The 26046-nt window shown below is 66.1% G+C and carries 24 protein-coding genes and 2 pseudogenes; 12 read left to right on the top strand and 14 right to left on the bottom strand.

What is annotated here, in order from left to right; translation table 11 throughout:
- The first annotated feature begins 21 nt into the window (after positions 1–21).
- Positions 22–1665, top strand: a complete 1644-nt coding sequence (locus ACLQI9_RS18065) for a (2,3-dihydroxybenzoyl)adenylate synthase (RefSeq protein WP_442383521.1) — start codon at positions 22–24, stop codon at positions 1663–1665.
- On the opposite strand, the gene ACLQI9_RS18060 is transcribed toward ACLQI9_RS18065, so the two are convergent.
- Together ACLQI9_RS18060 and ACLQI9_RS18055 are read right to left on the bottom strand one after the other, a co-directional pair.
- A complete protein-coding gene (locus tag ACLQI9_RS18060; RefSeq protein WP_442383519.1) occupies positions 1662–1928 on the bottom strand; it encodes a hypothetical protein in 267 nt (88 codons plus the stop codon). The two genes, ACLQI9_RS18065 and ACLQI9_RS18060, sit on opposite strands and share 4 nt — an antisense overlap.
- A complete protein-coding gene (locus tag ACLQI9_RS18055) occupies positions 1910–2602 on the bottom strand; it encodes an SDR family NAD(P)-dependent oxidoreductase (RefSeq protein WP_442383517.1) in 693 nt (230 codons plus the stop codon). The genes ACLQI9_RS18060 and ACLQI9_RS18055 overlap by 19 nt, the downstream gene beginning before the upstream one ends.
- A gap of 127 nt (positions 2603–2729) precedes the next feature.
- Between ACLQI9_RS18055 and ACLQI9_RS18050 the strand changes: the two are divergent.
- Positions 2730–3011 (top strand): annotated as a pseudogene (locus ACLQI9_RS18050) (MmyB family transcriptional regulator); the annotation flags it as partial.
- Positions 3012–3014: 3 nt separating this feature from the next.
- Here ACLQI9_RS18050 and ACLQI9_RS18045 read toward each other — a convergent pair.
- The 4 genes from ACLQI9_RS18045 to ACLQI9_RS18030 form a co-directional block, all read right to left on the bottom strand.
- Positions 3015–3305, bottom strand: a complete 291-nt coding sequence (locus ACLQI9_RS18045) for a thiocyanate hydrolase (RefSeq protein ID WP_442383577.1) — start codon at positions 3303–3305, stop codon at positions 3015–3017.
- Between the two features lie 108 nt (positions 3306–3413).
- The gene (scnC, locus tag ACLQI9_RS18040; protein ID WP_442383515.1) at positions 3414–4124 is read right to left on the bottom strand and encodes a thiocyanate hydrolase subunit gamma; all 711 of its coding nucleotides are present in this window, start codon (positions 4122–4124) and stop codon (positions 3414–3416) included.
- Positions 4125–4136: 12 nt separating this feature from the next.
- Entirely contained in the window at positions 4137–4976 is an 840-nt protein-coding gene (locus tag ACLQI9_RS18035; RefSeq protein ID WP_442383513.1) for an SH3-like domain-containing protein, read from the bottom strand.
- Between the two features lie 133 nt (positions 4977–5109).
- Positions 5110–5949, bottom strand: coding sequence for an MBL fold metallo-hydrolase (locus ACLQI9_RS18030; RefSeq protein ID WP_442383511.1), 840 nt, complete (start codon positions 5947–5949; stop codon positions 5110–5112).
- A gap of 542 nt (positions 5950–6491) precedes the next feature.
- Here ACLQI9_RS18030 and ACLQI9_RS18025 point away from each other — a divergent pair.
- On the top strand, positions 6492–7304 hold the full coding sequence (locus ACLQI9_RS18025) for a cytochrome P450 (protein WP_442383509.1): 813 nt from the start codon (positions 6492–6494) through the stop codon (positions 7302–7304).
- Between the two features lie 109 nt (positions 7305–7413).
- Positions 7414–8109, top strand: a pseudogene (locus ACLQI9_RS18020) (MerR family transcriptional regulator); the annotation flags it as partial.
- Here the strand turns inward: ACLQI9_RS18020 and ACLQI9_RS18015 are convergent.
- Positions 8106–9467 (bottom strand): salicylate synthase, encoded by a 1362-nt coding sequence (locus tag ACLQI9_RS18015; RefSeq protein WP_442383507.1) that lies wholly within the window; start codon positions 9465–9467, stop codon positions 8106–8108. The pseudogene ACLQI9_RS18020 and the gene ACLQI9_RS18015 sit on opposite strands and share 4 nt — an antisense overlap.
- A 338-nt stretch (positions 9468–9805) precedes the next feature.
- On the opposite strand from ACLQI9_RS18015, the gene ACLQI9_RS18010 reads away from it, so the two are divergent.
- Complete coding sequence (locus tag ACLQI9_RS18010; protein ID WP_442383505.1) at positions 9806–10018, top strand: hypothetical protein; 213 nt, start codon at positions 9806–9808, stop codon at positions 10016–10018.
- Positions 10019–10214: 196 nt separating this feature from the next.
- Positions 10215–11396, top strand: coding sequence for a sodium-dependent bicarbonate transport family permease (locus ACLQI9_RS18005; protein WP_442383503.1), 1182 nt, complete (start codon positions 10215–10217; stop codon positions 11394–11396).
- A 12-nt stretch (positions 11397–11408) separates the two neighbouring features.
- On the opposite strand, the gene ACLQI9_RS18000 is transcribed toward ACLQI9_RS18005, so the two are convergent.
- The 6 genes from ACLQI9_RS18000 to ACLQI9_RS17975 form a co-directional block, all read right to left on the bottom strand.
- Positions 11409–12635 carry a cytochrome P450 gene (locus tag ACLQI9_RS18000; protein WP_442383501.1) on the bottom strand — a complete coding sequence of 409 codons (1227 nt, stop codon included), beginning with the start codon at positions 12633–12635 and terminating at the stop codon, positions 11409–11411.
- Positions 12625–14361: an N-acyl-D-amino-acid deacylase family protein gene (locus ACLQI9_RS17995; protein WP_442383499.1), complete on the bottom strand. Its 1737-nt coding sequence runs from the start codon at positions 14359–14361 to the stop codon at positions 12625–12627. Before ACLQI9_RS17995 ends, ACLQI9_RS18000 begins: the two co-directional genes overlap by 11 nt.
- Before the next feature lie 9 nt (positions 14362–14370).
- Positions 14371–15561, bottom strand: coding sequence for an amidohydrolase family protein (locus tag ACLQI9_RS17990; protein ID WP_442383497.1), 1191 nt, complete (start codon positions 15559–15561; stop codon positions 14371–14373).
- An 85-nt stretch (positions 15562–15646) separates the two neighbouring features.
- Positions 15647–15841: a ferredoxin gene (locus ACLQI9_RS17985; RefSeq protein WP_442383495.1), complete on the bottom strand. Its 195-nt coding sequence runs from the start codon at positions 15839–15841 to the stop codon at positions 15647–15649.
- The gene (locus tag ACLQI9_RS17980; protein ID WP_442383493.1) at positions 15838–17010 is read right to left on the bottom strand and encodes a cytochrome P450; all 1173 of its coding nucleotides are present in this window, start codon (positions 17008–17010) and stop codon (positions 15838–15840) included. The genes ACLQI9_RS17985 and ACLQI9_RS17980 overlap by 4 nt, the downstream gene beginning before the upstream one ends.
- Positions 17011–17056: 46 nt before the next feature.
- Entirely contained in the window at positions 17057–18532 is a 1476-nt protein-coding gene (locus ACLQI9_RS17975) for an aldehyde dehydrogenase family protein (RefSeq protein WP_442383491.1), read from the bottom strand.
- 74 nt (positions 18533–18606) lie between these two features.
- On the opposite strand from ACLQI9_RS17975, the gene ACLQI9_RS17970 reads away from it, so the two are divergent.
- The gene (locus tag ACLQI9_RS17970; protein WP_442383489.1) at positions 18607–19683 is read left to right on the top strand and encodes a Zn-dependent alcohol dehydrogenase; all 1077 of its coding nucleotides are present in this window, start codon (positions 18607–18609) and stop codon (positions 19681–19683) included.
- A gap of 88 nt (positions 19684–19771) precedes the next feature.
- The gene (locus ACLQI9_RS17965) at positions 19772–21046 is read left to right on the top strand and encodes an HNH endonuclease (RefSeq protein WP_442383487.1); all 1275 of its coding nucleotides are present in this window, start codon (positions 19772–19774) and stop codon (positions 21044–21046) included.
- Here the strand turns inward: ACLQI9_RS17965 and hemW are convergent.
- Positions 21043–22215 carry a radical SAM family heme chaperone HemW gene (hemW, locus tag ACLQI9_RS17960; protein WP_442383485.1) on the bottom strand — a complete coding sequence of 391 codons (1173 nt, stop codon included), beginning with the start codon at positions 22213–22215 and terminating at the stop codon, positions 21043–21045. The genes ACLQI9_RS17965 and hemW overlap by 4 nt on opposite strands.
- 203 nt (positions 22216–22418) lie before the next feature.
- Between hemW and ACLQI9_RS17955 the strand changes: the two genes are divergently transcribed.
- From ACLQI9_RS17955 to ACLQI9_RS17940, 4 genes are all read left to right on the top strand, one after another.
- The gene (locus ACLQI9_RS17955) at positions 22419–22514 is read left to right on the top strand and encodes an Ms4527A family Cys-rich leader peptide (RefSeq protein WP_414686797.1); all 96 of its coding nucleotides are present in this window, start codon (positions 22419–22421) and stop codon (positions 22512–22514) included.
- Positions 22515–22626: 112 nt separating this feature from the next.
- The gene (locus ACLQI9_RS17950; protein WP_442383483.1) at positions 22627–24294 is read left to right on the top strand and encodes a nitrite/sulfite reductase; all 1668 of its coding nucleotides are present in this window, start codon (positions 22627–22629) and stop codon (positions 24292–24294) included.
- Positions 24291–25034: a phosphoadenylyl-sulfate reductase gene (locus ACLQI9_RS17945; protein ID WP_442383481.1), complete on the top strand. Its 744-nt coding sequence runs from the start codon at positions 24291–24293 to the stop codon at positions 25032–25034. The genes ACLQI9_RS17950 and ACLQI9_RS17945 overlap by 4 nt, the downstream gene beginning before the upstream one ends.
- 106 nt (positions 25035–25140) lie before the next feature.
- On the top strand, positions 25141–25839 hold the full coding sequence (locus ACLQI9_RS17940) for a sirohydrochlorin chelatase (protein ID WP_442383479.1): 699 nt from the start codon (positions 25141–25143) through the stop codon (positions 25837–25839).
- The last annotated feature ends 207 nt before the right edge of the window (positions 25840–26046 follow it).

The raw sequence follows: 26046 nt of genomic DNA, 5'->3' as shown, positions 1-26046 counted from the left end.
CCACCCGAGCGAGGAGGGCTTGTGTCACTGAGGGCGAAAAGCGGATTAAACGGCTTTGTGCCGTTTCCGCCAGACCGCGCGGCGCACTACCGTGCGGCCGGTTACTGGACCGGCCGGACCGTGGACTCGATTCTGTCCGAGGCCGCGCGGCGGTGGCCGGATCGTGCCGCGGTGCTCGACGCCGGCGGAACGCCCCACCAACCACAGCGCCTGAGCTACGCGGAGCTCGACGAACGCGCCGATCATGCGGCGGCCGGGCTGGCGGCGCTGGGGATCGCCCGCGGGGATCGGGTGCTGTTGCAGCAGCCGAACGGCTGCGAGTTCGCGGTGGCGTTGTTCGCGTTGCTGCGCGCCGGCGCGATCCCAGTGATGTGCGTGCCCGGCCACCGCGCCGCCGAGTTGGCGCACTTCGCCGCCGTCAGCCAGGCAAAGGCTCTTGTAATCCCTGATACCGCAAGCGGATTCGACTACCGCCCGATGGCGCAGCGCTTACTGCAGGACCATCCAGCGCTGCGCCATGTCATTGTCGACGGCGAACCCGGACCGTTCGTGTCGTGGTCGCAGGTGTACGCGCACCGTGGCCAGCGGCCCTCACCGAGCAACGCCGATCCCGCGTCACCGGCGCTGCTGCTGGTCTCCGGCGGTACCACCGGTACACCCAAGCTCATCCCCCGCACCCATGACGACTATGTCTACAACGCCACCGCCAGCGCCGAGGTCTGCGGCCTGACCGGTGACGACGTCTACCTGGTGGCGTTGCCGGCCGCACATAACTTCCCGTTGGCCTGCCCCGGTCTGCTCGGCGCCATGACGGTCGGCGCTAGCACGGTGTTCACCACCGACCCCAGCCCGGAGTCGGCGTTCGATGCCATCGCGCGCCACGGTGTCACCGTCACCGCGCTGGTTCCGGCGCTGGCTAACCTGTGGGCGCAGGCCACCGACTGGGAGCCGGTGACGCCAACATCGTTGCGGCTGTTACAAGTTGGCGGCGCAAAGCTCGAGACCGCTGACGCCCGGCGGATCCGCGAGACACTGACGCCGGGCCTGCAGCAGGTGTTCGGCATGGCCGAAGGGCTGTTGTGCTACACCCGACCCGGCGATCCGCCGGAAGTGGTCGACCGGACTCAGGGCCGGCCGCTGTCTGCCCACGACGAACTGCGCATCGTTGACGACGCCGGCCGGCCGGTGACGCCCGGCGCCGAGGGGGAACTGCTGGTGCGGGGTCCGTACACGTTCAACGGGTACTTCCGCGCCGAGAGCGACAACGCGCGCTGCTTTGACCCGGACGGCTTCTACCGCAGCGGCGACCTGGTCCGCCAACACGCCGACGGCTACCTGGAGGTCACCGGCCGGGTGAAAGACGTCATCCACCGCGGCGGCGAGACCATCGCCACGGGCGACCTCGAAGAACACCTGCGTGCGCACCCGGCGATCTCGTCAGCAGCGGCGGTAGCGCTGCCGGATCCTTATCTAGGCGAAAAGGTCTGCGCAGCAGTTGTTTTTGCGGGCAGCCCGGTGACTCTGACGGAGTTGAACGACTATCTCGATCAACGTGGAGTGGCCAAGCATGCTCGGCCGGATGTGCTGACCGGGATGACCTCGTTGCCGACAACCGCTGTCGGCAAGGTCGACAAGAAGGCGATCGTCCGGCAGCTGCAGTCTTAGCTGGCGGAGTTGAGCAGTTCGGCCGTCGCATCCCACAGCCTTGACTCACGCGTCGGGTCCTTCGCGAACGGCTTCACTTCGCGCTCTTCGTCTTTGACGACGAAGGCGCCGTCTCGCAGGTGCGCCCACCGGTCGTCGAGGACGATCGACGCGAGCATTGGGCCGGAGTGCGTCGGCGACGAGACGCCGGGAATCCGCTCGATGAGGCGCCCGATTCGTTGTAGGCCCGGGCCGTGGCCCCTGCTCAGTCCGGTGCCCGGCATGAATCCCGGCTCGAACACCGTGACGTTGATCCCCTTCGGGGCGCGACGTTGCAATTCGTGCGCGTAATAGAGGATCGCGAGTTTGGAGTTGGAATAGGCGATCCCGGAGAGCTCGGCTGTCGCCGGCAGGTCGGGTGGGGTGGGGTGGGCTGAGCAAGTTCGATCGGGTCGCGCCAATCCGCCGGCGCGACTCGTAGCATGCGGCGGAAGATGTTCTGGTGGTAGGTGTTTGAACCCAGCAGCGCGACACGCGCGGGCGCGACAAGTGAGTCCAGCAGATCGCCGATGAGCTGTGCGTGCGCGAGGTAGTTGACCGCGAAGGTGAGTTCGTATCCGTCCGCGGAGGCGTTGTGAGTGTCGACGACCGATACGCCGGCGTTGGCCACCAATCCCCGCAGCGGACGCACCGCGCCGGCCTCGAGCAGATGCTTGACCTGCTGCCCCGCGTTCCGCACGTCCGCGAGTCTGGCCAGATCGCAGCCGATCTCCTGCACGGTCGCTCCTGCCGCGCGGGCAGTGGCGGTCACCTCGCTCAGCGCCTTGCCGGCTCTCCCGACCAGCAGCAGGTCGGGGCGCCGCGGCGCAGGGCGGTTGGCGATCGCCAGCGTCGCAGCCTTTCCGAGGCCGCCGGTCGGCCCGGTGATCAGCACGGTGCCGGACGCGATCGAGTTCATGGTTCTCCGTTCGTCGTGGTACAGCGATGATTGTTCGCCGGACTCCGGCCGTCAGGCAGTCGTCGCGTTTTCGTAGGACTGCCAGTACCAGGACAAGACCTTTCCCAAGCCGCCCGCCTCGCGCTATCCCGCCGATCAGCGGTTGAAGCAGCTGATCCGCGACCTCGCCTCGCAGAGCCCGCGCTTCGTCAAGCTCTGGGAATCGGGCGCTCTCGAGCCTCATCAGGACGTCGGGCGCCACAAGATCATCGACCACCCCGATGTCGGGCATATCACCGTGGACTGCGACACGCTCATCGTCGCCGCCGACGATCTCCGCATCATGATCTACACCGCCGAACCCGACACCGAAGATGCCGACCGCCTCTCCCTCGCAATCGTTCTCGGCACGCAGTCGCTAATCGACTGAGCTTCATCTCGTTAGGGATTCCAGCCTGGCCCGGATGCTGGTTAGCCGCTGCAGCAATTCTGTCTCGTTGATGACGCCACGGACCACCAAGGAGTGCGCCAACGAAACCAGCTGGCTCTCGGGATACGGCAGGCAGGAATAGACGGTTGCCGACAGGGCATCTTCTTCGTCGCGTCGTTGCTTGAAGCCTGGGATGTTAGCACTGCACATGGTGTGGTCGAGAGCATCGCAAATGCCGTCCAGACTCGTCTTCCACGGCGGCACGGGATTTTCCACCCCGTACTTGGCGGTCATGCGGCTCCAGACCTGGTTGCGTTCAACGATCTTTTCCAAGGCCGCTATCTTGACAGGCTCAATCGACTGCGACCTCGCTGCCGCACTCACCTGTTGGCCTCCGCTCGGTCAGCTGAGTAATGGGTGGACGGCCGGGCGGGTGTCGGTGATCACGTTGGTCGTGACGCCAACCTTCGGCAGTGCGACACCGATCAAACAATCGCGCGTAACGATTTCGGCCAGCTGGTCTTCCTCCCAGCCGTCGGTTCCCTTGGGGCGCAAGGGCATCACCATGAAGCGGTGTTTCTGGTTCGAGTCCTCCACACGGATGGCGACGTCGTCGGGCAGATACAGCCCGAATTCGGCCAGTACCTGCCGGGGCCAGCGCACCATGCGACGACGATAGTTGGGTGTGCGGTACCACTCCGGGGAGTTGCCGAGGATCGGTCGGGGATAACACGAGCACAGCGCGCACACGATGACGTGGTGCAGGGTCGGGGTGTCTTCGAGGATGTGAAACGCGCAGAAGTCGCTGGGCGTGCCGAAGCCGGTGGGATCTAGCCAGTCGACACCGACTTCTTTGCTGGCGGTCATCGGATCAGTAAGAGCGAGCGTTTTGAATTCGGGATCAAGCCACGCCTTAGCCACCAGGCGGGCGGCCGGAGTGGGGCCGATCTGTTCGGCGAACTCGGTGAAGCGGCGATGATCCTCTGCGGTGAAAATTCCCTTTTCGATGCACAGTTCCCGCACGGCGATCTCGAGAACCTCGAAGTCGGTGATCTCGTCCACCATCGGCGCGACCGTGAGCTCGTGGTCGTGGTCGTGGTCGTGTTCAGTCATCTCATCCCTCCCCTAGTGAGCTGCTTGGAGCCAGCGTTCGGGGATCTCGGTTTGCAGGGTGTCACTGCTGGTCCCGGTGTAGCCGAGCCACAGCTGAGAAAGGTTGAACCGAACGATGTAGAACCATTCCGGTTGTGCGTCGGGGCGATCCCAGCTCTCGTCCTCGGCCGCTGGGCTCTCGTAACTAACCTTGGCGATCTCGCCGGTAGCGCCGCGTACGTACTCTGGGGTGCGAGTGTAGAACAGCGCGGGTAGTTCTCGTACCACCACTTGGTCGCCGACCGTAAACTTTGGCTGGCCAGCCCGGCCAGCGTAGATATGTGGATCGCCCTTTCCAACCGCGTCGACGTGATGGCGGTTTCGTTGGATCTGCAAACCGTCACCGTGGCACTTTGGTTTGGCCTCCAAGGGTTTTCCGTTAAGGCCGCCGTCGTAACGTCCCTGGACCTCAGCCATCCGTCCGCTCAACTCGCCCGACGTGATGTGATGCTTTTCGACGAGGATGCGGGCGGCGGCCCAGAGCCAGCGCGCGTAGTACGGAAGGCCTAAATAGATCGCGCGTCCGACGTCGACGTTGCCGATACGGCGACGCTCCTCGGAAAGCCAAATTCCGCGCCACGCGAGCACCTCGCACGTCACGTAGGTGTTTTCTTCCCACGCTTCGTATTGCTTGTTCTCGTACTTGATGGGCGCATCCGGCTCGCCCCCGACATCGTGAACGGTCTTCATATATGCGGCGTATCGCTGGTGGTCGATCAGCTCAGGCGTTGGCGCGTCGGGAAGCTCGGGGTATGCGGACTTTAGCCGCGCAACCAGATCCAGGCGAGACGCACGCTCAGCAGGCGTAGTCATCGAAGCTCCCTTCAGACTGAGGACGCGGCGATGTCGTGGGAGGTCCTGTGAAGAAAATACCGAACTTCCTTCGCCGAAAGAAGACGCATCAGGCCACCTACCACGGTGAGGGATGGCAGCTAGGCCCGAGTGGTCATGCGTTGGGTTTGAATACGTAGGTCTCGCCGTGGGCGAGGTAGACGAACTTCGTCGTCGTGGTCGAGGCCTCGGCGGCTTTCTTGAAGTCGTCGAGGCCCGACAGGAACACCGAGAAGTCGTTGTAGTGGATCGGAATTGCGGTGTGCGGCTTGGTGATCTCGACGGCCTTGACTCCTTGTTCGCCGGTCATCGTGACGACCGTGACCAGGAACGTGGTGCCGCCGGTGTGGATCAGTCCGAGGTCGATGTTGGGATAGCGCCGCGGAATGTCCTCGAGGCTGTCGATGAGCATGGTGTCGCCGGTGATGTAGAGCCGATAGAGATGGTCGCCGTCGCGGCTGAAGTCGAGCAGGTGCCCGTTGACCGGCATCAGCAGTTCGTTCACGGCCTCCTCGATGGCGTGCTTGCCCGGCATCGCGGTCACGGTCAGGGTCGCGTCCCCTTTGTGCACCTCGAGGGACTCCCAGGTGTCGAGGGCGAAGCCCTTGTTGAAGCCCAGGGCGCTGAGCTTGCCCACCGCGTCAGCCGTGGACACGATGGGCAGGTTCTTGTCGAGTTCTCGCGCGGCGACGTCGTCAAAATGGTCACCGTGGTAGTGCGATAAGACGATCAGATCGATGGGGGGAAGGTCAGCGATCTGGCAGGCCGGCTCGACTTCGCGGCGGGCCCAAATGCCGTGGCCCAGATAGACGTGCTCGCCCTTGTGCAGGAAGGCGGGATCGGTCAGGATCGTCAGCCCGCCAAACCGGATCAACGTGGTAGCGTTACCGATGAAATAGACCTCGCCTTCGTCAAAATCGGCTGGTCCGCTACTGGTGAGCTCCAAGGAAGTCATCGGGTCGTCTCCTTTGTGGTCTAGTTACTGGCCAGCGCGATCGAAGCGTTGGGCAAAGGGCCCGGTGGCCTGTTCGTCCGGCGTTGGCGGTGGATCTCATCAGCGACGCGGGTGGCGGAGGTGGCGATACGTCCACCGGGGCCGAGCAACCAGGTCAGTACAGCGGCGATGAAGTAGAGGTTGTCACCGACAACGACGCACCGCAAGGGTTCGGCGCGCCTCCCTTAACTCACCGCCGACCGATGACGTCCGACATCGAAACTGAATCTTAACGTTGGGGGTGAACGCCGCGACTCGCGCCAACGATGGAGTTAAACACGATGTCCCCCAGGGTATCTTGAGTTCGTGCCGGCTGCTGCAGAGTACGCCTCTGCGGTGGAGCACCTCGCCGATGCGTCGTCCCGAAGTGCGAGGCGTTATCTCGAGTCGACAGCCGCGGTCGGCCCGTCGTCGCGACCACCAATCTCCTCCGTCACGACGGCATCCAGGAGATTGCCAGCGCCCTGCTTGACGATCTCAGGGACAAGACTTCCTGTGATTTGGTGTCCAACTACGCTTCTCGAATCCCCATCGAAGTCATCGCCGAGATGCTGGGCATTCCTCATGACGAGATACCCCGCCTCTACGCATACGCCGAACCCGGCGCCAAACTGCTCACCACCACGGCCCCGTCCTGGCGGGACTTCCAGACCGCCATGGCGGCGTTGCGCGAGTTCGAAGACTATATCGCCGCGCATATTGAGCGGCTCCGTCGTGGCCGCGCCGACGACAGCATCTTGTCGGCCGTCCTCAACGACAGCGATCTCACCGACGTCGAGGTCAGAATGTTTGCGGGGCCGCTCCTGGGTGCCGGGTTCATCACCACCGCCCATGCATTCGGTAACGCAGTCGTGGCACTTGTCGGTCACCCCGATCAACTGGCCCACCTCCTGGCACATCCCAAAGGCTGGCCCGACGCGGTCGAGGAGACGCTGCGCTACGACTCCGTCGCTCAAATCGGCCTCAGGGTGGCCACCGAAACACTTCAAATCGAAGGGCACACCGTGCGGGAAGGCTCGGCTGTCTTCCTTCTCGTCGCCGGAGCCAACCACGATCCGGCCATCTTCGAACGTCCCGACGAATTCGACGCCACCCGTGCCAATGCCCGTGATCACATTGGCTTCGGTACCGGTATCCACGTCTGCCTCGGCGCGCCGCTTGCCCACATGGAACTGCACATCGGCTTGCAAGCACTCTTCGAACGCTTCCCCCATCTAGCCCTCGCCGGCGAACCGACCCCCAACAACAGCACCCTGCTGCACGGGATAAAACACCTGCCCGTCAACCTCGGACCCGCACCGGTCAACACTGGCTAACCATCGGACTTCGGCTAGCAGCGTAAGGCGCTGACAGCACGGTCACCCGCTGTTTTCCGCGACGATTTGAGCAGTGAGCCAGCGTCAACGGGTACTCTGTAATGCCTTTTCCCGCAACATCCGTGTCTACCGCGACCGCGGGCTGTTACCGCCACCGTTGCGGGTCGGCCGGATTGCGCTGTTCAACGACACTCATCTGACCCGGCTGCGGCTGATCACCTCGATGCTCGACCGCGGATACAACATCGCGCATGTCCGGGAGATGCTCAGCGCCTGGGAAGAGGGCAAGAATCTCGGCGACGTTCTCGGCCTGGAATCCGCGATCGTGGGCACCTGGACTACCGAGAAGGCTGCGACCATGCCGCTGGCCGAGGCGCAACGACTCATCAATGACGCCAAGGCATTCGATCGACTGGTCGGTTTGCAGGTGATCCGCATCGATGGCGCCCAGGCCACCATCACACGCCCGAAACTCATCGACGCGTTCAACGAGATCCGCGGCTACGGCTTCAGCATGGAAAAACTCATCGACTTGCACGAGCGCATCGTCCCGCTGGTCGACCAGATCAGCGAGATGCTGGTGCGGGCGGGGGCCGAACACGTCGCCGACCGGATCAAGCCGCGTGAAGCACTGCCCGCCGACACCGAAATCGCCGAGCTGATAACCATGCTGGTCCGGTTTCGTACTCAGGCGGTCGCATCCGTCACCGACACTCTGGCGTCGATCGAATCGACGATCGAGTCTCTGGTCAGCCGCATTCTGGCCGAATATCTGGAACGGTCGCCGGACGCTGAAGTCGGCTAACGCGCTCGCCGACGGGCCACCAGATGCGGCGCCAGCGTGGCGAGTTTCTCGCAGGTCTCCTCGAATTCCCGGTCGGGGTCCGACGCGGCGATGATTCCGGCCCCGGCCCGCAGCCAGGTTCGCCCGTCACGTTCGTAGGCGGTCCGCAGCGTCAACGCCGCGTCGAGCCCACCATCAGCCGAAAACGTCACTACCGCGCCGGAATACAACTCACGCGGGCTTTCATCGAGCCGCAGGATGGCGTCCACACTGGCCGCCTTGGGGATACCTGAGGCGGTGACCGCGGGAAACAGCGCCTCCAGCGCGTCCATCCGGTCCTTGGATGGGTCCAGTCGGCCGGTGACCGTCGAGCCGAGGTGCTGGACGCTGCCGCGCTCGCGCACGGTCATGAAATCGATGACCGCAGCACTACCGGGCTTGGCGACCTCGGTGATCTCAAGCAGCGAGCTGCGCACCGACATGGCATGCTCGACAATCTCTTTGCTGTCGGATTCCAATTCGTCGCGGGCTTGGCGGTCACGCGCCGCGCCGCGACCCAGCGCCCGGGTGCCGGCCAGCGGTTCGGTCACCACCGCGCCGTCGTCGTGCACCGCCGCCACTACTTCCGGGCTATAACCAAGGGCTCGAAAACCACCGAGCCGCAACAGGAACGAGCGCGCGGGGGTGTTGTGTCGCCGACCCAGCCGATACGTGGCCGGGAAGTCCAGCACGAAGGGCACGTCGACAGACCGGGACAGGATCACTTTGTGGTAGCGGCCAGCAGCGATCTCGGCGATCGCTGCGGCTACCCGCGCCCGGTAATCGGTGCTGTCGGCGCCGACATCGATCGCGGATGGGGGCGGCGCAGCCGGCAGACCCTCGCTGAGCAACCGGTCCACCGTGTCGCGGTGGCGTTCCTCGGCGTCGAACAGTCGAACCGCGTCGTCGGCGACCACGATGCGGGTGCGGGGCCAAAACACCCGAGCCAACGGGGTCTGCGGCGCCAAGCGATCTTGTAGACCGAAGCGATACGCGCCGAATTCGAAGGCGATCCAACCGAAGGCCTGGTCGCATTCCAGCAGCAGCCGGTCGACGGCCTCACCGAGCACCGGTCCCGGCTGGCCGGACCAGGTTTGTCGCTGAGTGACACCGTCGCGGGTGATGCGCAACTCGTCGCGGTCCAACTCGACCATGGCCAGCACGCCGAGGGCCAGCACCCACTGGCCGTCGTGCTCGTAGAGCAGGTATTCATCGCCGTCGCGCTCGGGCAACGCGGCGGCCAACTCGGCCGCCAGGTCCGCCGGGGCGATCTCGGTCGGCAATGGGAATGACAGTGACGGGGCGCCGACAGAACTTGTTTCGACACCGACTTCGGTCACGTTTAGTAAATGTAGCCTAACCTATGAACCTGCGGGGCTGTCCGTTCGCGAATGACCTACTTTTGCCTCCGTATGCCTGGTCACCAGCACTTTTGGTAAGCCTGACTTTAACCCCGGGTTCCCGCGGTCCATGCGGCTTGAGCACGGGCCGAGCACTGAACTCGATAACCGACGGCGGCCCGACCTCGCAGCCTCCGTGCGCCGACGGCCGCAGCGTGTGATTAGTTGTCATTGCAGGTTTTCGAGCCGTTCACGTCTCAGTCCCACGATGGAACTGGTCCAGCCGCGGTTCGACCGTACGATCGTGCGAGGCCGCACTCTGACGAGAGGACAGCATCGTGTTCATCATCCGGCTCCTTGACGGAGAAGAGGTCCACGCACTGGACGGCGACCAGCTCACCATCAATCAAGAGACTGGCGTGCTCACCGTCTCCCGGATCGACGGGTTCGAGGAAGTCACGACGCACTATTCACCATCGGCGTGGGCGTCCGTGACGCATCGCATCAAGGAGCCCGTGGTGCGGCCGTCGCTGGTGGGCTACAAGAAATAATAAGCCGTTCACTTTTGGCAACAAGAAGTAATAAGCCGTTCACTTTCCCAGCGTTTTCCCAGTACTTTCCCAGCGTCCATGTGCGATCGGTCACATACCTAGCGCCGCCCCATGACTAGGCTCTGAAGGAATTCAAAACCCGCACGGCGGCGGTCACGAATCGTGAGCAAGCTGCGCCCATCGAGGGAGATGAGCAATGCTCCTAGAGTTCTGGGAAAACTTCCGGCACAACCTCTTCAAGCCGCTGTTGTTGTTTTTCTACCTTGGCTTCCTTATCCCGATTCTCAAGGTGCAGTTCGAGTTTCCCTATGTGCTCTATCAGGGCGTGACGATGTACCTGCTGCTGGCCATCGGGTGGCACGGCGGTGAAGAGCTCGCCACAATCCACGTATCGAGCATCGGCAACATCGTGGGATTCATCGTCCTGGGGTTCCTGCTCAACTTCCTGATCGGTTTTCTCGCCTACTTGCTACTGACCCGCACGACGAAGATGCGGCGGATCGATCGGGCCACGGTCGCCGGCTATTACGGGTCGGACTCGGCAGGCACATTCGCAACCTGTGTGGGTGTCCTTGCGACTGTGGGGATGGCTTTTAACGGTTTCATGTCGGTGATGTTGGCCGTAATGGAGATGCCCGGTTGTCTGGTGGCGCTGTATTTGGCAGCGCGGCTGCGGCAGAAGGGGATGGACGCGCTGGGGAACATGCCCGACGAGGCCGGCTACACCCAGCCGGCGAGGGTGGGACCGGGTGCGGCAAGCCGGCTAGGGCTCGCGCAGGAGACCAAGCTCGCCCTGAAACGGCAGGACCAACCCGACGACGACGCCGATGAGGATGACACAAAGACGCGCGTGGGCACGGTCAAGCTGCTCAGAGAGGTCTTGCTTAACCCGGGCCTCTATCTGCTCTTTGGTGGGATCGTCATCGGCCTGATCAGTCGGTTGCAGGGGCCAAAGGTCGTGCACGACAACGACCATGTCTTTGTGGCCGCCTTCCAGGGCGTGCTGTGCCTGTTCCTGCTCGAGATGGGGATGACTGCCTCGCGCCGATTGAAAGACTTGAAGAGCGCGGGCCCCGGTTTCATCGCTTTCGGTCTGCTCGCGCCAAACCTATTCGCGACTATCGGGATCATCGTCGCCCATGCCTACGCTCATCTCATCCATGCTCAGTTCAAGCCGGGGACGTATATCCTGTTCGCCATACTCTGCGGCGCTGCGTCATACATTGCTGTGCCCGCGGTCCAGCGGCTGGCGATCCCCGAGGCGAGCCCGACGCTGCCATTGGCCGCATCACTGGGCTTGACGTTTTCCTACAACGTCACGATCGGCATCCCCGTCTATATCGAGATCTCGCGGGCCGTCACGCCATGGTTCACCTGACGCGAGAAAGACTCAGCAGCAGCTGAATTCGACGGGCAGCGCCACCGGGGATCGAAACGCCATGCCGGTGATATGCGGGGTTGGGACGCTCGGGTCCAACCGCAGATCCGGTAGCCGGTCCAGCAGTGCGTTGATCGCGACCGTCGCCTCCATCCGCGCCAGATGCATACCCAGGCACAGATGCGGGCCGCCGCCGAACGTCAGGTGAGCGATGTTCTTGCGGGTCGGATCGAAGCGATCCGGGTCCGGGTAGCGCTTCGGGTCCCGGTTGGCGGCCGCGACGCTGACGCTGACGTTTGCTCCGGCCGGAATCGCGACCCCGCCGAGCTCGCAGTCGCGAGCGGCCACCCGCATCACCGTGGTGATCGGCGGCTCCCATCGCAATGCCTCCTCGAAGGCGCCGCGGACCATACCGAGGTCGGCCCGCAGCGCATCGAGCTGCTCCGGCTCGGTGAGCAGTGCGACCAGCAGGTTGCCCGACGCGCGGTAGGTCGTCTCCACTCCGGCGGGCAGGATCAGCAGCAGGAACGCAAAGATCTCGTCGTCGGTGAGCTTCATCCCGTCGATCTCGGACTGCGACAGCATGGTGATCAGGTCGTCCTGCGGATTTCGCCGACGCTCGGCCAGGATGTCGTTGAAGTACGCCTTCAACGTCGCGGACGCGGCAATCCCACAGTCCCAGTTGTAGACCACGTTGAGCAACTCGATCGAAAGCCGTTGGAAGCGCGGGTAATCCTGCCGCGGCAGACCCATGATCCGCGCGATGACCTGTACCGGGAACGCGAACGTGAAATCGCGGGCCAGCTCGGCCCGCCCGCGCGGCGCGAAGCTGTCGATGAGTTCGTGGACTACCAGCTCGACTAACTCACTACGCCAGCGGTCCAGCAACGCGGCGCGGAACGACGGAGACACCAGGGCCCGGCTGGCCCGGTGGTCGGCGCCCTCGAGTTCGAGCATCGTGCGGCCCATCACCGGGCCCATGATCTTGTCGTAGATCGATGAAGAGAACATGTCGGGGTGGGTGAGCACGGTCTGGCATTCGTCGTATCCGAGCACGGTCACCCCAGCGCCGCCCACGGTTTGGCTGGAGACTTCGGTGAACGGGCTGCCGACCATCACCCGGCTCCGCGACCGCGCCTCACGCAGCCGCTCGTGCACGTTTTCGACCTGAATGAGCAGCCCGCCCTGCAGTTCGGTCGGGTCGAATTCGCCGGCGGCCGGAGTCGGTTCAGGAAGCATCAGCCGACACCGTGTGTGTGTCTCGGCCGGACCGCAGCACGGTGCCGGGCAGCGCGCCGGTGGCGACGCCGTCGCGACACACCTCGACACCGCCGACCAGCACCGAGCTGATGCCGTAGGCGTCGGCGACCAATCGCGGTGCACCCGCAGGCAAGTCGTAACGGGTGCGCTCCGGCCCGTGGTCGACGGTGGCCGGATCGAACAGCACCAAGTCGGCGTGCCAGCCCGGCGTGATTCGGCCTCGTTCGGCCAGCCCGTAGAGCCGGGCCGGCACATCGGTGAGCAGCCGGACCGCTTCCTCGAGCGTCACCACCTGGTGCTCGCGGACACCGTGGCCGAGCAGCGACGTAGTGTAGATCGCCCCGCACATCATGTCGAGGTGCGCGCCGGCGTCCGAGCCACCGATGACGGCGTGCGGCGAGCGCCACACCTCGGCGCGCAGCCGCCAGTCGGCGGCGTCATCGCCGAACGGTGTCGGCGTCAGTCCGGTGCGCAGCTCGTCGGCGATCACGATGTCCAAGAGGGTGTCGAACGGCTCCCCACCGCGAGCGGCGGCGACCTCCCCGACACTGCGGCCGGTCGCGTCGGCGTTCTGCGAGGCGAAGGTCTCGACGACGATCAACCGCTCCCAGTTCGCCAGACCGCGCAGCATGCCGGCGTCCTTCGATTGGGCGCCATCGTTCAGCCGGCGGCGTACTTCCGGATCGGCAAGCGCGGCCAACCGCTCGGGCACCGGCAGGTGCATGGTGTCGCGCCAGCCGGGCAGGCCGTCGAGCACGAAGCCGGTGAGGAACGAGAGCCGGATCTTCATGGTGTGCGGCAGGGTGAGCGCGACGACCCGGCCGCCGCGTTCGGCGGCGACCTCGGAAGCACGCAGCTGTCCGCGGTGCCCGGCCGGGTTGGCCGCCGAGACGCCGAGCAGGTTCCAGTTGAGCGGGCGGTCGGCCGCCACCGACATGTCAGTGAGTAGGGCAATCTCGTCGTCGGAAAAGCCTTGCAGGCAGCCGGGGATGATCGCCTCGAGCGTGGTGCCCGGATGGTCGCGGACGCCCTTGGCCAGCGCCAGGAGCTCGTCGCGTGATGCGCTACGGGACGGCACCGGCTGGCCCGAGCCGTCGTTGTGGGTCTGCGACTGCGACGTGGAAAACCCAAGTGCGCCGGAGGCTAACGCCTCATGCAGCAGCGCGACCATCCGATCGACCTGCGCGGGGGTCGCCTGGCCGCCGACCGCGTCCTCCCCCATCGCCGCCAGCCGAAGCGCCGAATGGCCAACCAGGAAACCGGCATTGACGGCGATGCTGCCATCGAACCGGTTAAGCCAGTCGCCGAATGACGCCCACTTCCAGTCCAGCCCGGCCCGCAACGCGTCGAGCGGCATGCCCTCGACCCGCGCGAGCATTCGGGTGAGGTAGTCCTGTTGGTCGGCCGCCACGGGCGCCAGCGTGAACCCGCAGTTGCCACCCAAGACGGTGGTGACGCCGTGTTGCACCGACGGGCTCGCGGTCGGGTCCCAGAACAGTTGCGCGTCGTAGTGGGTGTGCAAGTCGACGAAACCCGGCGCCAGCGTCTGCCCTTGGGCATCAACGGTTTTCGCGGCAAGGTCGTCGACCTCACCGGGTGGGCCGACCGCGGCGATCCGCCCGTCGCGGATACCGACATCGCCGTGGCGGGCCGGTGCGCCTGTGCCGTCAACGATTTCGGCATCGCGGATGAGCAGGTCGAGCATGAGGGCCTCCTACGCGGTGGTTAGCCACCCCTCGTCCGGCAGCGGGTGGCGGAACAGCTGCGCCGCGTTGCGATGGGTGATCCGCGCGGCGTCATCCGCCGAGAGACCGGCGACGTTGCGCGCCACGACCTCTTGCGTGTCCGGCCAAGTCGAGTCCGCGTGCGGGTAGTCGCTCTCGACCAGAATGCGCTGGGCTCCAATCGCATCCAGCGCGCCGAACGCCGACGGGTCGTCGATCGAGCAGAACCAGAAGTTGCGCTGCAGCACGTCGCTGGGCAGCAGATCGCCCTTCCAGGATCCGCCCTCCCGGCCCGAAGCAGAATGCGCCAAAACATAATCCGCCCGATCAGCCAGCATTGCCGCCCAGCCCAGCCCACCCTCGGCGAGCGTGATGTTCAGTCGCGGGAAGCGGACTGGGATGCCCGACCACAGCATGTCGGCGCAGGCGACCAGGCCGTTGACCGGAAACAGCGTGGTGATGGTTTCGAACGGGGTGTCCGGTGCGGGAATCGGCGCCCATTGGGCCGATCCGGTGTGCAGGCACACGACGGTGTCCGTCTCCTCGCAGGCGGCGAAAAACGGGTCCCACGCGCCGCTGTGCAGACTGGGAATCCCACACTGGGCAGGCAGCTCCGGGAAGCTCACCGCCTTGAAACCGCGTGCGGCGTTATGACGCAGCTCTTCGGCCGCCAGCTGCGGATCCGCCAGCCACGGCAGCTGCAGCGGGATGATCCGCTCCGGGAAGCTGCCGGCCCACGCCTCCAGATGCCAATCGTTCCAGGCCCGCAGCACGGCGAGTCCCAGCTCCGGGTCGTCGCTCTTCCAGAACACCGTGCCGGCGAACCCGGCGATCAGCGACGGGAAATTCAACGACGCCCAGATCCCGGCCAAGTCCATATCAGCGATCCGGGCCTTGATATCCCAGCAGCCGCGGCGCATCTCGTCGAAGCGGGCCGCCTCCATACTCCAGTCCTCGCGCGGGCGCCCCACCACCGCGTTGAGCCCGATGTTGGGGTAGTCGCGGTCCTCATAGCGCCACACCTGCCGGCCGTCGTCGGTCTCCACGATCCGCGGTGCCCGGCCGGCCAGCGCGGCAGGAAGCCGGCCGTCGAACATGTCGGGCGGCTCGATGACGTGGTCGTCAACGGAGATCAGCACGTGCTGCCGCTCGCGGGGAGCAGGATCCGGCAGCAGCGCCATACCTCACGACTATCGTCGGTTTTCGGCGGCTGTCAATGCTATCTATGCAATGAATGCAAGGATCGGGGCGCCTGCGGCGGAGCCGTCACGGCGACAACGTGATCGCGCCTTCGGGGCAGTTCTTCTCCGCGTCCGCGGCCCGCGTCTCGAGCTCACCGGAGACGTTCTCGACGAGAACGACGGCATGCCCAACCTCGTCGGCGTCAAAGACGTCCGGTGCCAACGTGTAGCAGCGCCCGTGCCCTTCGCAGCGGTCTGCGTCGACACAGACACGGCTCACGTGGCCACCGGGAAGGTCAACGGCAGCGACTCCACCGACCTCAGCGCGGCGGTGTAGCTCAGCTCGGTGCCGGGCTTGATCTCGTAATCGGGTATGCGCCGGTGGAATTCGCGCAACGCAACCCGCAGCTCCATGCGGGCCAGGTGCGAACCCAAGCAGCGGTGCGGGCCTCCGCCGAAGGCGCGGTGCCGGTTCGGGTTGCGGCGGAAGTCTACAAGCTCCGGGTCGGGGAACTCGGCGGGGTCGGTGTTCGCCGCGCCCAGCAGGGGGCTGATCCGCTCCCCCTTGCTAATCGGGCACCCGCCCACCTCGACGTCTTGCATCGCGACTCGCGCGACGCCGGGTACCGGTGTCTCCCAGCGCAACAACTCCTCGATTGCACTCGGCAGGATGTCGGGTTGCTCGATGAGCTGATGACGATGGTCGGGGTGCCGGGCCAGGTACACAAAGAAACAGTCGAGTGAGTCGGTCACCGTGTCGAGCCCGGCGATCAGGAAGAGGAAGCAGATGTCGAGGATCTCGTGGCGCGTCAGCGGTTCTCCGTCGACCCTGGCCGCGATCAGCGAGGACAGCACGTCGTCGCGGGGGCTGGCGATGTGGTCGTCGATGGCGCGCTCGAAGTAGTCGTAGATCTGTTGTGCCGCGGGCGCCGTGGCCTCGTGGCGGCGATCGTATCCGGATTCGCCCTCCGGGCGGATCACCCCGTCCTTCCACTCCAAGAATTGGTCCAGATCTTCCAGCGGCAGGCCGAGCAGCTGCAGAAACACCGTGCACGGCAGCGGTACGGCGAACTCTTCATGGAAGTCGCATTCGCCGCGATCGGCGAAGCGATCGATCATCTCATTCACCAGCTCGGCGACGCGCGGTTCACGCCGGGCCATCTCCCGTGGAGTGAACAATGGATCGAGGATGCGGCGGTACTTCGCATGCTCGGGCGGGTCGATTTGCAGTGGAATCAGCGGCCGCACGTTACCCAGATCGACGGCATCCATGTTCGACGAGAACAACTCGGTGTGCTTGAGCGCCATCTCGATATCGGCCAGCCGGCTGAGCACGACCGCCTGTGGCGACCGGAATACCGGGGTCGACTCACGCAACGCCTTGTACATCGGCTGCGGCTCCGCGAGACCCGCCGCCGCCTGGTCGACGTACCCTTCGGTGTCTGTCATGCGGTTAGCCTGACACCAAACCTCAGCGTTGGGTATAGATCCGCGCCTATTGCGGGGCCGGATGCCGCACGAACGCCCGCGGCTGGGTGAACGCCCGGATGCCGTCGGCCCCGAGTTCGCGCCCGAAACCCGATTGGCCGACCCCGCCGAACGGTAGCCGCGGGTCCTGCGCGGCCATGCCATGACAGTTGACGCTGACCGTGCCGGCGACCAGCTGCGCGGCGGTCCGGTCGGCCAGCGCGTCGTCGCCGGTCCAGATCGACGCGGTGAGACCGAAGTCGCCCGCGTTGGCCGCGGTGACCGCCTCGTCGAGATCCCGGTAGCCGAAGATCGGCAGCACCGGCCCGAACTGCTCCTCGGTCGCCAGCGGTGCGTCGCCGTCCAGATCGGTGACGACGGTCGGCAGCACAAAGTGGCCGCCGGCGTCGGCGTCGGCCTCGCGCAGGACGCCGGCGGTACGCACCGTCGCGCCGCGGGCTGCGGCGTCGGCCAGCAGCGCCGCCACCCGGTCGCGTCCGGCGGCGGTGTGCATCGGCCCGAGCGTGACCTCGTCGACGAGCCCGTCTCCGATTACTTCGCGCCGGCAGCGCGCCAGCACCGCATCGGCCAACTCGTCGGCCTGGTCGGCCGGCGCGTACAGCCGCTTGATCGCCATGCACACCTGACCGCAGGTGGTGTAGGTCGCAGTGAATAGCCGCTCGACGAGCTCGTCGGTGACGGAGATGTCGGGCGCGATGATCGCCGGATCGTTACCACCGAGTTCCAGCAGCACCGGGGTCAGCCGCGGGGCCGCCGCCGCCATCACGGCGCGTCCGGTGGCCACCCCGCCGGTCAGCGAGATGACGTCGACGCCGGGGTGGGTGATCAGCGCCTGCGCCAGATCGTTGCCCGGGCCGGCGAGCATGTTCACCACACCGGGTGGCAGCCCGGCGGCGAACGCCGCGCCCAACTGCAGGGCCGCCAGCGGACAGGTCGGCGGCACCTTGACCACCGCGGTGTTGCCGGCGGTCAGCGCCGACGTCAGCTTGGTCATGGTTAGCGCCAGCGGCCAATTGAACGGCAACACCAGCGCCGCCACTCCGTACGGCTCGCGCTGCAGCCGTGGGTAGGCCGACTGGGGGTCGATCCGTTCGGGCGCCAGCGCCGCCTCGGCGATCGCCCCGAGGATTGCGGGCAGCGCCGGCGCGGTGTCGATTTCGAAGCGCGCTTCGGCGAGCACTTTGCCGTGCTCGCGCGTGTACAGCCGCGCAACGTCGCTGCCGGCGAGTTGGCCGGCGGCCTCGGTCGCGGCCGCGGTGATGGCGGCGACCCGCTCGGCGACGTCGAGTGCACGCCACCCGGCCGCGGCGAGCCTCGCCGCCTGCACCGCGGCGTCGAGCTGGTGGAGGTCGGCGGCCGGCGCATACCCGACGATCTCGGCCGGACGGGCCGGGTTGTGCACCGGATAGCTCGCGCCGGCACCGGGCTGCGACTCGCCGCCGATCGTGAGGGTCGCGAACGTATCGGAGGATGTTGCGGTCATCGGGCTGCCTCCTTGACCTGGTGCGGTCGCCCCGCCATGGTAAGTCGTATGACGCCGATCACAGGAGCGTTGACGTGAAGGGTGTTGTGCTGCGCCAGGTCGGTCGACCGACAGCGGTCGAGGAGCTGGCGCTGCGACCGATTGGCCGCCACGAAGTCCAAGTGGAGTTGGCCGCCAGCGGCGTGTGCCACAGCGACCTGTCGTTGCGCGACGGATCAATACCGACGCTGCTGCCGTGCACACTCGGCCACGAGGGCGCCGGGATCGTCACCGAGGTGGGCGCCGACGTCACCACCGTTGGTCCGGGTCAGCACGTCGTCTTGACGTGGCTGGTGGCGTGCCGGTCCTGCCCGCATTGCCTGCGTGGCGAGTCCCAGCTGTGTGTGCATGCCTACGACCATGTTTACGGCGGTCCGTACGCCGACGGCGCCGGCCCGGTGTGGCCGGGAATGGGAGTCGGGTCGCTGGCCGAACAGACGTTGCTGCCGGCCGCGGCGGTAGTGCCGGTCGACGAGTCGCTGCCGCTCGACCAGGCAGCGCTGCTGGGCTGCGGCGTCACCACCGGGGTCGGTGCGGTGATGCACACGGCAGCCGTCCGTCCGGGCCAGAGCGTGCTTGTTATCGGTTGCGGCGGTGTGGGTTTGGCGGCGATCCAAGGGGCTCGGCTGGCCGGCGCGGCGCCGATCATCGCTGCCGACCGGGTGGCCGCCCAGCTTCCGGGGGCGACAGCTAACGGCGCGACCGAGACGATCGATGCCAGCGAGGTCGACCTGGCCAGCGCCGTGCGCGACCTCACCGGCGGCGCCGGGGTTGATCACGGAATCGAAGTGGTGGGCAAGCCCGCGACGATTCGCGCGGCTTACGACGCCACCCGCCGCGGCGGCAAGGTCACCCTGGTCGGCGCCGCGGGGATCGAGGAGTCGGTGACGTTTCCGGCGCTTTCGCTGATGGTCGAGGGCAAGACAATCCAGGGCAGCGTGTACGGCGCCAGCGACCCGGCACGCGACATCCCGGTGTTGGCCGAGCTCGCCCGCCGCGGCAGGCTCGACCTCGAGGCGTTGGTGACGCGGCGCATCGGTCTCGACGACGTCGAGCAGGCATTCACCGACATGGCCGCCGGGCGGGGAGCACGTAGCGTCGTCTGCTTCTAAAGGCTCGTCCGCCCCGGGGCGGACCGAGATGCGGATTGCGCGACCGTGCAAAAACTTTGAGTCAGTGGAGCGCGCTATACTCGAATGTATGTTCGATGGCCTCGTGATGGTTGATGCGTCTGCCGACGAATCGGCGCTGATCGAGCGCATTTCCGAGCTGGAGCGGCTCAAATCCGCCGCAGCGGCGGGCCAGGCGCGAGCGGCGGCCGCGCTGGATATAGCACGCCGAGCCGCCGAGGCGGCCGCGGGTGTGCCGGCCGCGCGGCGCGGGCGCGGGGTGGCCAGCGAGGTTGCCCTGGCCCGAAGGGACTCACCAGCCCGTGGCGGCCGGCATCTCGGCTTCGCCAAGGCCCTGGTAAACGAGATGCCGCATACGTTGACCGCTTTGGAGCAAGGGCTGTTGACGGAGTGGCGGGCCACGCTGATCGTGCGCGAAAGCGCCTGTCTGGACGTCGAAGATCGGCGAGTGCTGGACGCTGAGCTGTGCGGCGATCCGGCCGCCTTGGACGGGATGGGCGATGCCCGGATGGCGGCGGCGGCCAAAACGATCGCCTACCAGCTTGACCCGCACGCTGTCGTCGACCGGGCCGCGAAAGCCGAGACCGAACGAACGGTCACCATTCGCCCCGCCCCCGACACCATGACGTACCTAACCGCGCTGCTTCCGGTGGCCCAGGGCGTGTCGGTGTATGCGGCCCTGCGGCGAGAAGCCGACATCTGCGGTGACGGACGGTCGCGCGGCCAGGTGATGGCGGACACGCTGGTCGAGCGGACTAACGGCCGCAGCGCGGCGACGCCGACACCGATCGCGGTCAACCTAGTTCTCTCAGATGAAACCCTGCTGGGTGGCGACAACACCCCGGCAGATATCTGTGGGTATGGCCCCATCCCCGCGGTAGTGGCTCGCGGATTGGTCTCGGCGGCCGTCGCTGACTCGCGGTCGCGTGCGACACTGCGCCGACTTTATGCTCACCCGAACTCCGGCGCGCTGGTGGCGATGGAGTCGCGGGCCCGGCTTTTTCCGCGCGGGCTGGCCGCATTTATCGGGCTGCGCGATCAACGATGTCGCACACCGTACTGCGACGCGCCAATCCGACACCGCGACCATGCGCGACCATGGGCCCGCGACGGCGCGACCAGCGCGGCCAACGGGCTGGGGTCCTGCGAACGCTGTAACTACGTCAAAGAGGCCGCCGGCTGGCGGGTCAGCGCGGATGTTGACGAAACCGGCAGACACACAGCTGAATTCACTACCCCAACCGGCGGGCACTACCGTTCGGCGGCACCGCCGCGCGCGCCGACAGTGACGATCAGTGAACTCGAAGTCAGGGTTGGCATCGCGTTGACGCAACACGCGGCTTAGCCCAGCAGCATGCGCACGACGCCGTCAGCCAACAGGCGTCCCCGGTCGGTGAGCACCAGGCGCTCGCCGTCGGGCGTCAGCAAGCCGTCGTCGACCGCGACGGACGCGCGCTCGCGCTCGGCGTCGTCCAGCAGGTCCAGCGGCAGACCTTGGCGCAGTCGGATTCTCAGCAGCACGTCCTCGGTGTGGCGGTGCCCAGCATCCAGCTGCTCGAAACCCGCGACCGGCAACGTCGCACCGTCGAGGATCTGTGCATAAGTGTTGGGGTGCTTGACATTCCACCAGCGGGTTGCACCGACATAGCTATGCGCGCCCGGGCCGGCACCCCACCACTGACCACCGTCCCAGTAGCCCAGGTTGTGTCGGCACTGCCCGCCCGCGCGGCTCCAATTGGAAACCTCGTACCAGTCGAAGCCGGCCGCTGACAGCTGCTCGTCGACCAGCTCGTAGCGATGCGCGAGCACGTCGTCGTCGGGAGCGGCGAGCTCGCCGTTGCGGACCCGGCGCGCCAGCGCGGTGCCGTCCTCGACCACCAGCGCGTAGGCGGAGACGTGATCGACGCCCGTGTCGACCGCCGCTTCCACCGAGCGCAGCAGGTCGTCGTCGGATTCCCCCGGGGTGCCGTAGATCAGGTCGACGCTGACGTGTTCAAAACCTTCGGCGAGCGCCTCGCGGGCCGCCGCCGCCGACCGGTTCGGCGTGTGGATCCGGTCTAGAACACCCAGCACCCGTGGCGAGACGGACTGCATGCCCAGCGACACCCTCGTGTAGCCGGCCGCGCGGGCGGCCGCGAAGAAGTCGGGCCAAGCCGACTCCGGGTTGGCCTCGGTGGTGATCTCGGCGTCGGCGGCCAGCTCGAAATTGTCACGCACCGACTGCAGCAGCGCGGTGATGCGCTCGCCACCCAACAACGACGGCGTCCCGCCCCCGACGAAGACGGTCTGCACCGTCGGTGCGCCCAGCCGGGCTGCGGCCATCTCGAGCTCCGACCGCAGCACCTGCAGCCACGCGTCGGGGTTGACGCCACCTAACTCGGCCGGGGTGTAGGTATTGAAGTCGCAGTAGCCGCAGCGGGTGAAGCAGAACGGCACGTGCACGTAGACGCCGAACGGCCCGCCCGGGCTCAGGTGCACATCGGGCAGGCCGACCGGCTCAGAACTTGCCGTCATGGCTGCCAATATTCCTGACTCCCGGCCCAGCTTCCAGCGCTGGCCGCAGTGGCAGCGGGGCGAGAGAGAAACCGGCCGCCGTTGGCAGCTGACTCTCGGACACATTTGTGCCGCATCACAGGGTTGCCGCGTAGTTTCGCTCACTGTGAGGAAAATTCCACCCTGGTAGCGACCGTCCGCGACATCCGTGGCACAATGGCCGAGTGACCGCCGCCCACCGCAGCCCGTTCGACATCGCACTGGTGGCGCGTCGGCACATCGATCTCAAGCGTGTCTGCAGCTGTCGCTGTCTGCCTTAATGTCGTAGACCCGCCCACCTGTACTCCAGCTGGCCCCCGGATCTGCGCCGCCGGGACAGCAACCGGTGATCTGCGCGGTCCAAGCCGGCTACTCCACAAAGGAGAACGCCGCATGACGTCCCCCCGCCCCACCAAAGGCCGCAGCGAAGGCCAGTGGGCGCTTGGCTACCGCGAGCCGTTGAACCCCAACGAGCAATTCAAGAAGGATGACGACGCACTCAATGTGCGCGACCGCATCATCAACCACTACTCCAAAGCCGGCTTCGACAGCATCGACAAGAACGACCTGCGTGGCCGCATGCGCTGGATGGGCCTCTATACCCAGCGTGAACAGGGTTACGACGGCAGCTGGACCGGCGACGAAAACCTCGATCTGCTCGAAGCCAAGTACTTCATGATGCGGGTGCGTTGCGACGGTGGGGCATTGTCCACCGCGGCGCTGCGCACGCTCGGCCAGATATCCACCGAGTTCGCTCGGGACACCGCCGACATTTCCGACCGAGAAAATGTCCAGTACCACTGGATCGAGATCGAGAAGGTGCCCGAGATCTGGGAGCGACTGGCCGCGGTCGGACTGCAAACCACCGAGGCGTGCGGCGACTGCCCACGGGTCGTGCTGGGCTCCCCACTGGCGAGTGAATCACTCGACGAGGTCCTCGACCCGAGCTGGGCCGTGCAGGAGATCGTGCGCCGCTACATCGGCAATCCGGAATTCTCCAACCTGCCGCGCAAGTACAAGACCGCGATCTCGGGTCTGCAGGACGTCGCGCATGAGATCAACGACATCGCGTTCATCGGGGTCAACCACCCCGAGCACGGAGCCGGGCTGGATCTGTGGGTCGGCGGCGGCCTGTCCACCAACCCGATGCTGGCCCAGCGAGTTGGTGCGTGGGTGCCGCTAGAGGAGGTCCCCGACGTCTGGGAGGCCATCACATCGCTGTTCCGGGACTACGGCTACCGACGACTACGGGCCAAGGCCCGGCTGAAGTTCCTCATCAAGGACTGGGGCATCGAGAAATTCCGCGAGGTGCTGGAAACCGAATACCTCAAACGCAAACTCATCGATGGTCCGGCCCCCGAACCCGTCAAGCACCCGATCGACCATGTCGGCGTGCAGCGGCTGAAGAACGGGCTCAACGCCGTTGGGGTTGCACCGATCGCCGGGCGGGTGTCGGGAACCATCCTCTCCGCGGTGGCCGACCTGGCCGAGCGGGCCGGGTCGCAGCGGATCCGGTTCACCCCCTACCAGAAGCTGGTCATCCTCGACGTTCCCGACGACCAGCTCGACGAGCTGACCGCCGGTCTGGACGCGCTGGGGTTGCCGTCGCGGCCATCACACTGGCGTCGAAACCTGATGGCCTGCACCGGTATCGAGTACTGCAAGCTGTCGTTTGCCGATACTCGGGTACGTTCCCAGTCACTGGTGCCCGAGCTGGAGCGCCGGCTCGATGACATCAACGCCCAACTGGACGTACCGGTCACCGTCAACATCAACGGCTGCCCCAACTCGTGTGCGCGCATCCAGATTGCCGACATCGGTTTCAAGGGCCAGATGGTCGACGACGGCCACGGGGGCTCGGTCGAGGGATTCCAAGTCCATCTGGGCGGAAGCCTGGGCCTCGACAGCGGGTTCGGCCGAAAACTGCGCCAGCACAAGGTCACCAGCGCCGAGCTCGGCGATTACATCGACCGAGTGGTGCGCAACTTCATCAAGCAGCGTGATACGGGCGAACGCTTCGCGACGTGGGCGCTGCGCGCCGAGGAGGCGGATCTGCGATGAGCGGGGAGGCGAAAGAGTTGACGGAAGCGGATTTACGGGAATTGGCCGAGCGGGGCGCCGCTGAGCTGGAAGGCGCCAGCGCCACCGACCTGTTGCGCTGGACCGACGAGCACTTCGGCGGCGTCAGAGGGCCTCGGCCGTCGGCGACGTGCAACTACGTGGTGGCCTCGAACATGCAGGACGCGGTGCTCGTCGACCTGGCGGCGAAGGTACGCCCGGGCGTGCCAGTGATGTTCTTGGACACCGGGTATCACTTCGTGGAGACCATCGGTACCCGTGATGCGATCGAGGCGGTTTACGACGTACGGGTGCTCAACGTCACGCCCGAGCATTCGGTCGCAGAGCAGGACCAGTTGCTGGGCAAGGACCTGTTCGCCCGCCAACCCAACGAGTGCTGCCGGCTACGCAAGGTCGCCCCGTTGTCCAAGGCGCTGCGGGGTTATTCCGCGTGGGTGACCGGCCTGCGTCGCGTCGAGGCGCCAACTCGCGCCAACGCCCCGCTTGTCAGTTTCGACGAGGCGTTTCACCTGGTGAAGATCAACCCGCTGGCCGCTTGGACCGATGAGGACATGCAGGCCTACATCGACGAAAACGATGTACTGGTCAATCCGCTTGTCTACGAAGGTTATCCGTCGATCGGCTGCGCTCCTTGCACCGCGAAGGTAGCTGAGGGTGCGGATCCGCGCAGCGGACGCTGGGAGGGGCTGTCGAAGACCGAATGCGGGTTGCACGCGTCGTGACTGCGCCGGCGACAATCTCGGAGGCAGCGATGAGGTGGGGGCACGCCCCCTCGCCGCTGTGCGGCTGGGGGTACCCCCACCCGCTTGCGGGGGCGAGCGGCGCCAAATGACTGCGCTGGTGCTCGCCGCACATGGCAGCGAAGATCCGCGGTCGGCGGCCAATGCCCGCGCCGTCGCCGATCAGATTAGCTGCACGCGGCCGCGCCTCGATGTGCGTGTCGCGTTCTGCGAGTTGAACACTCCACGCCTGGTTGACGTGCTCACGCCGGATGCGGTGGTCACTCCGTTCCTGCTGGCCGACGCCTACCACGCCCGTATCGACATCCCCGGACAGATCGCCAGCCGGGGCGTCGCCGTGCGGCAGGCCGACGTGCTCGGTGAAGACGATCGGCTGGTGTCCGTGCTGCACGAGCGCCTCGCCGAGCTGGGAGTCAGCACGCTCGATCCGCAGCTCGGTGTGCTGGTGGTGGCGATTGGCTCGACGCATCCCGCGGCTAACGCCCGCACCGCTCAGGTCGCACGCAAGCTGATCGCAGGAACCCGGTGGGCCGGCACGACGACGGCGTTTGCCACCGGGTCCGGGCCGTCACCGGCCCCGGCCGCCAACCGGCTACGGCGCCGCGGCGCCCGCCGCGTGGTGATCGCACCGTGGTTCCTGGCACCCGGCCGGCTGACTGATCGAGTAGCCAAATATGCCGCAGCGGAACAGATTCCGATGGCAGCGCCGCTGGGCGCACACCGGCTGGTGGCCGCGACGGTACTGGATCGCTTCGATGCGGCGCGAGCCGACCGCATCGCCGCCTAAGGTTCTGGCCGGACGTGCGGGCGGGTCTGACTTAACCGACCGAGTGTGGTGAGACTACTCCGTGCACGAGTAGCTAGCATTCTGCACAAGCAGAAGAAAGCGCTCGTAACTGCTGACTTTCTCTTGGATCGACCGCAGTATCGGAAACCAGTACTCATCGGCGGACCTTCCGAAACGCAGTCCCGAGCCAACCAGGGTGCTCCCGAA

Source organism: Mycobacterium sp., from assembly GCF_052143115.1.
Lineage (GTDB): Bacteria > Actinomycetota > Actinomycetes > Mycobacteriales > Mycobacteriaceae > Mycobacterium.
This window is presented reverse-complemented; position numbering and strand designations above follow the sequence as displayed.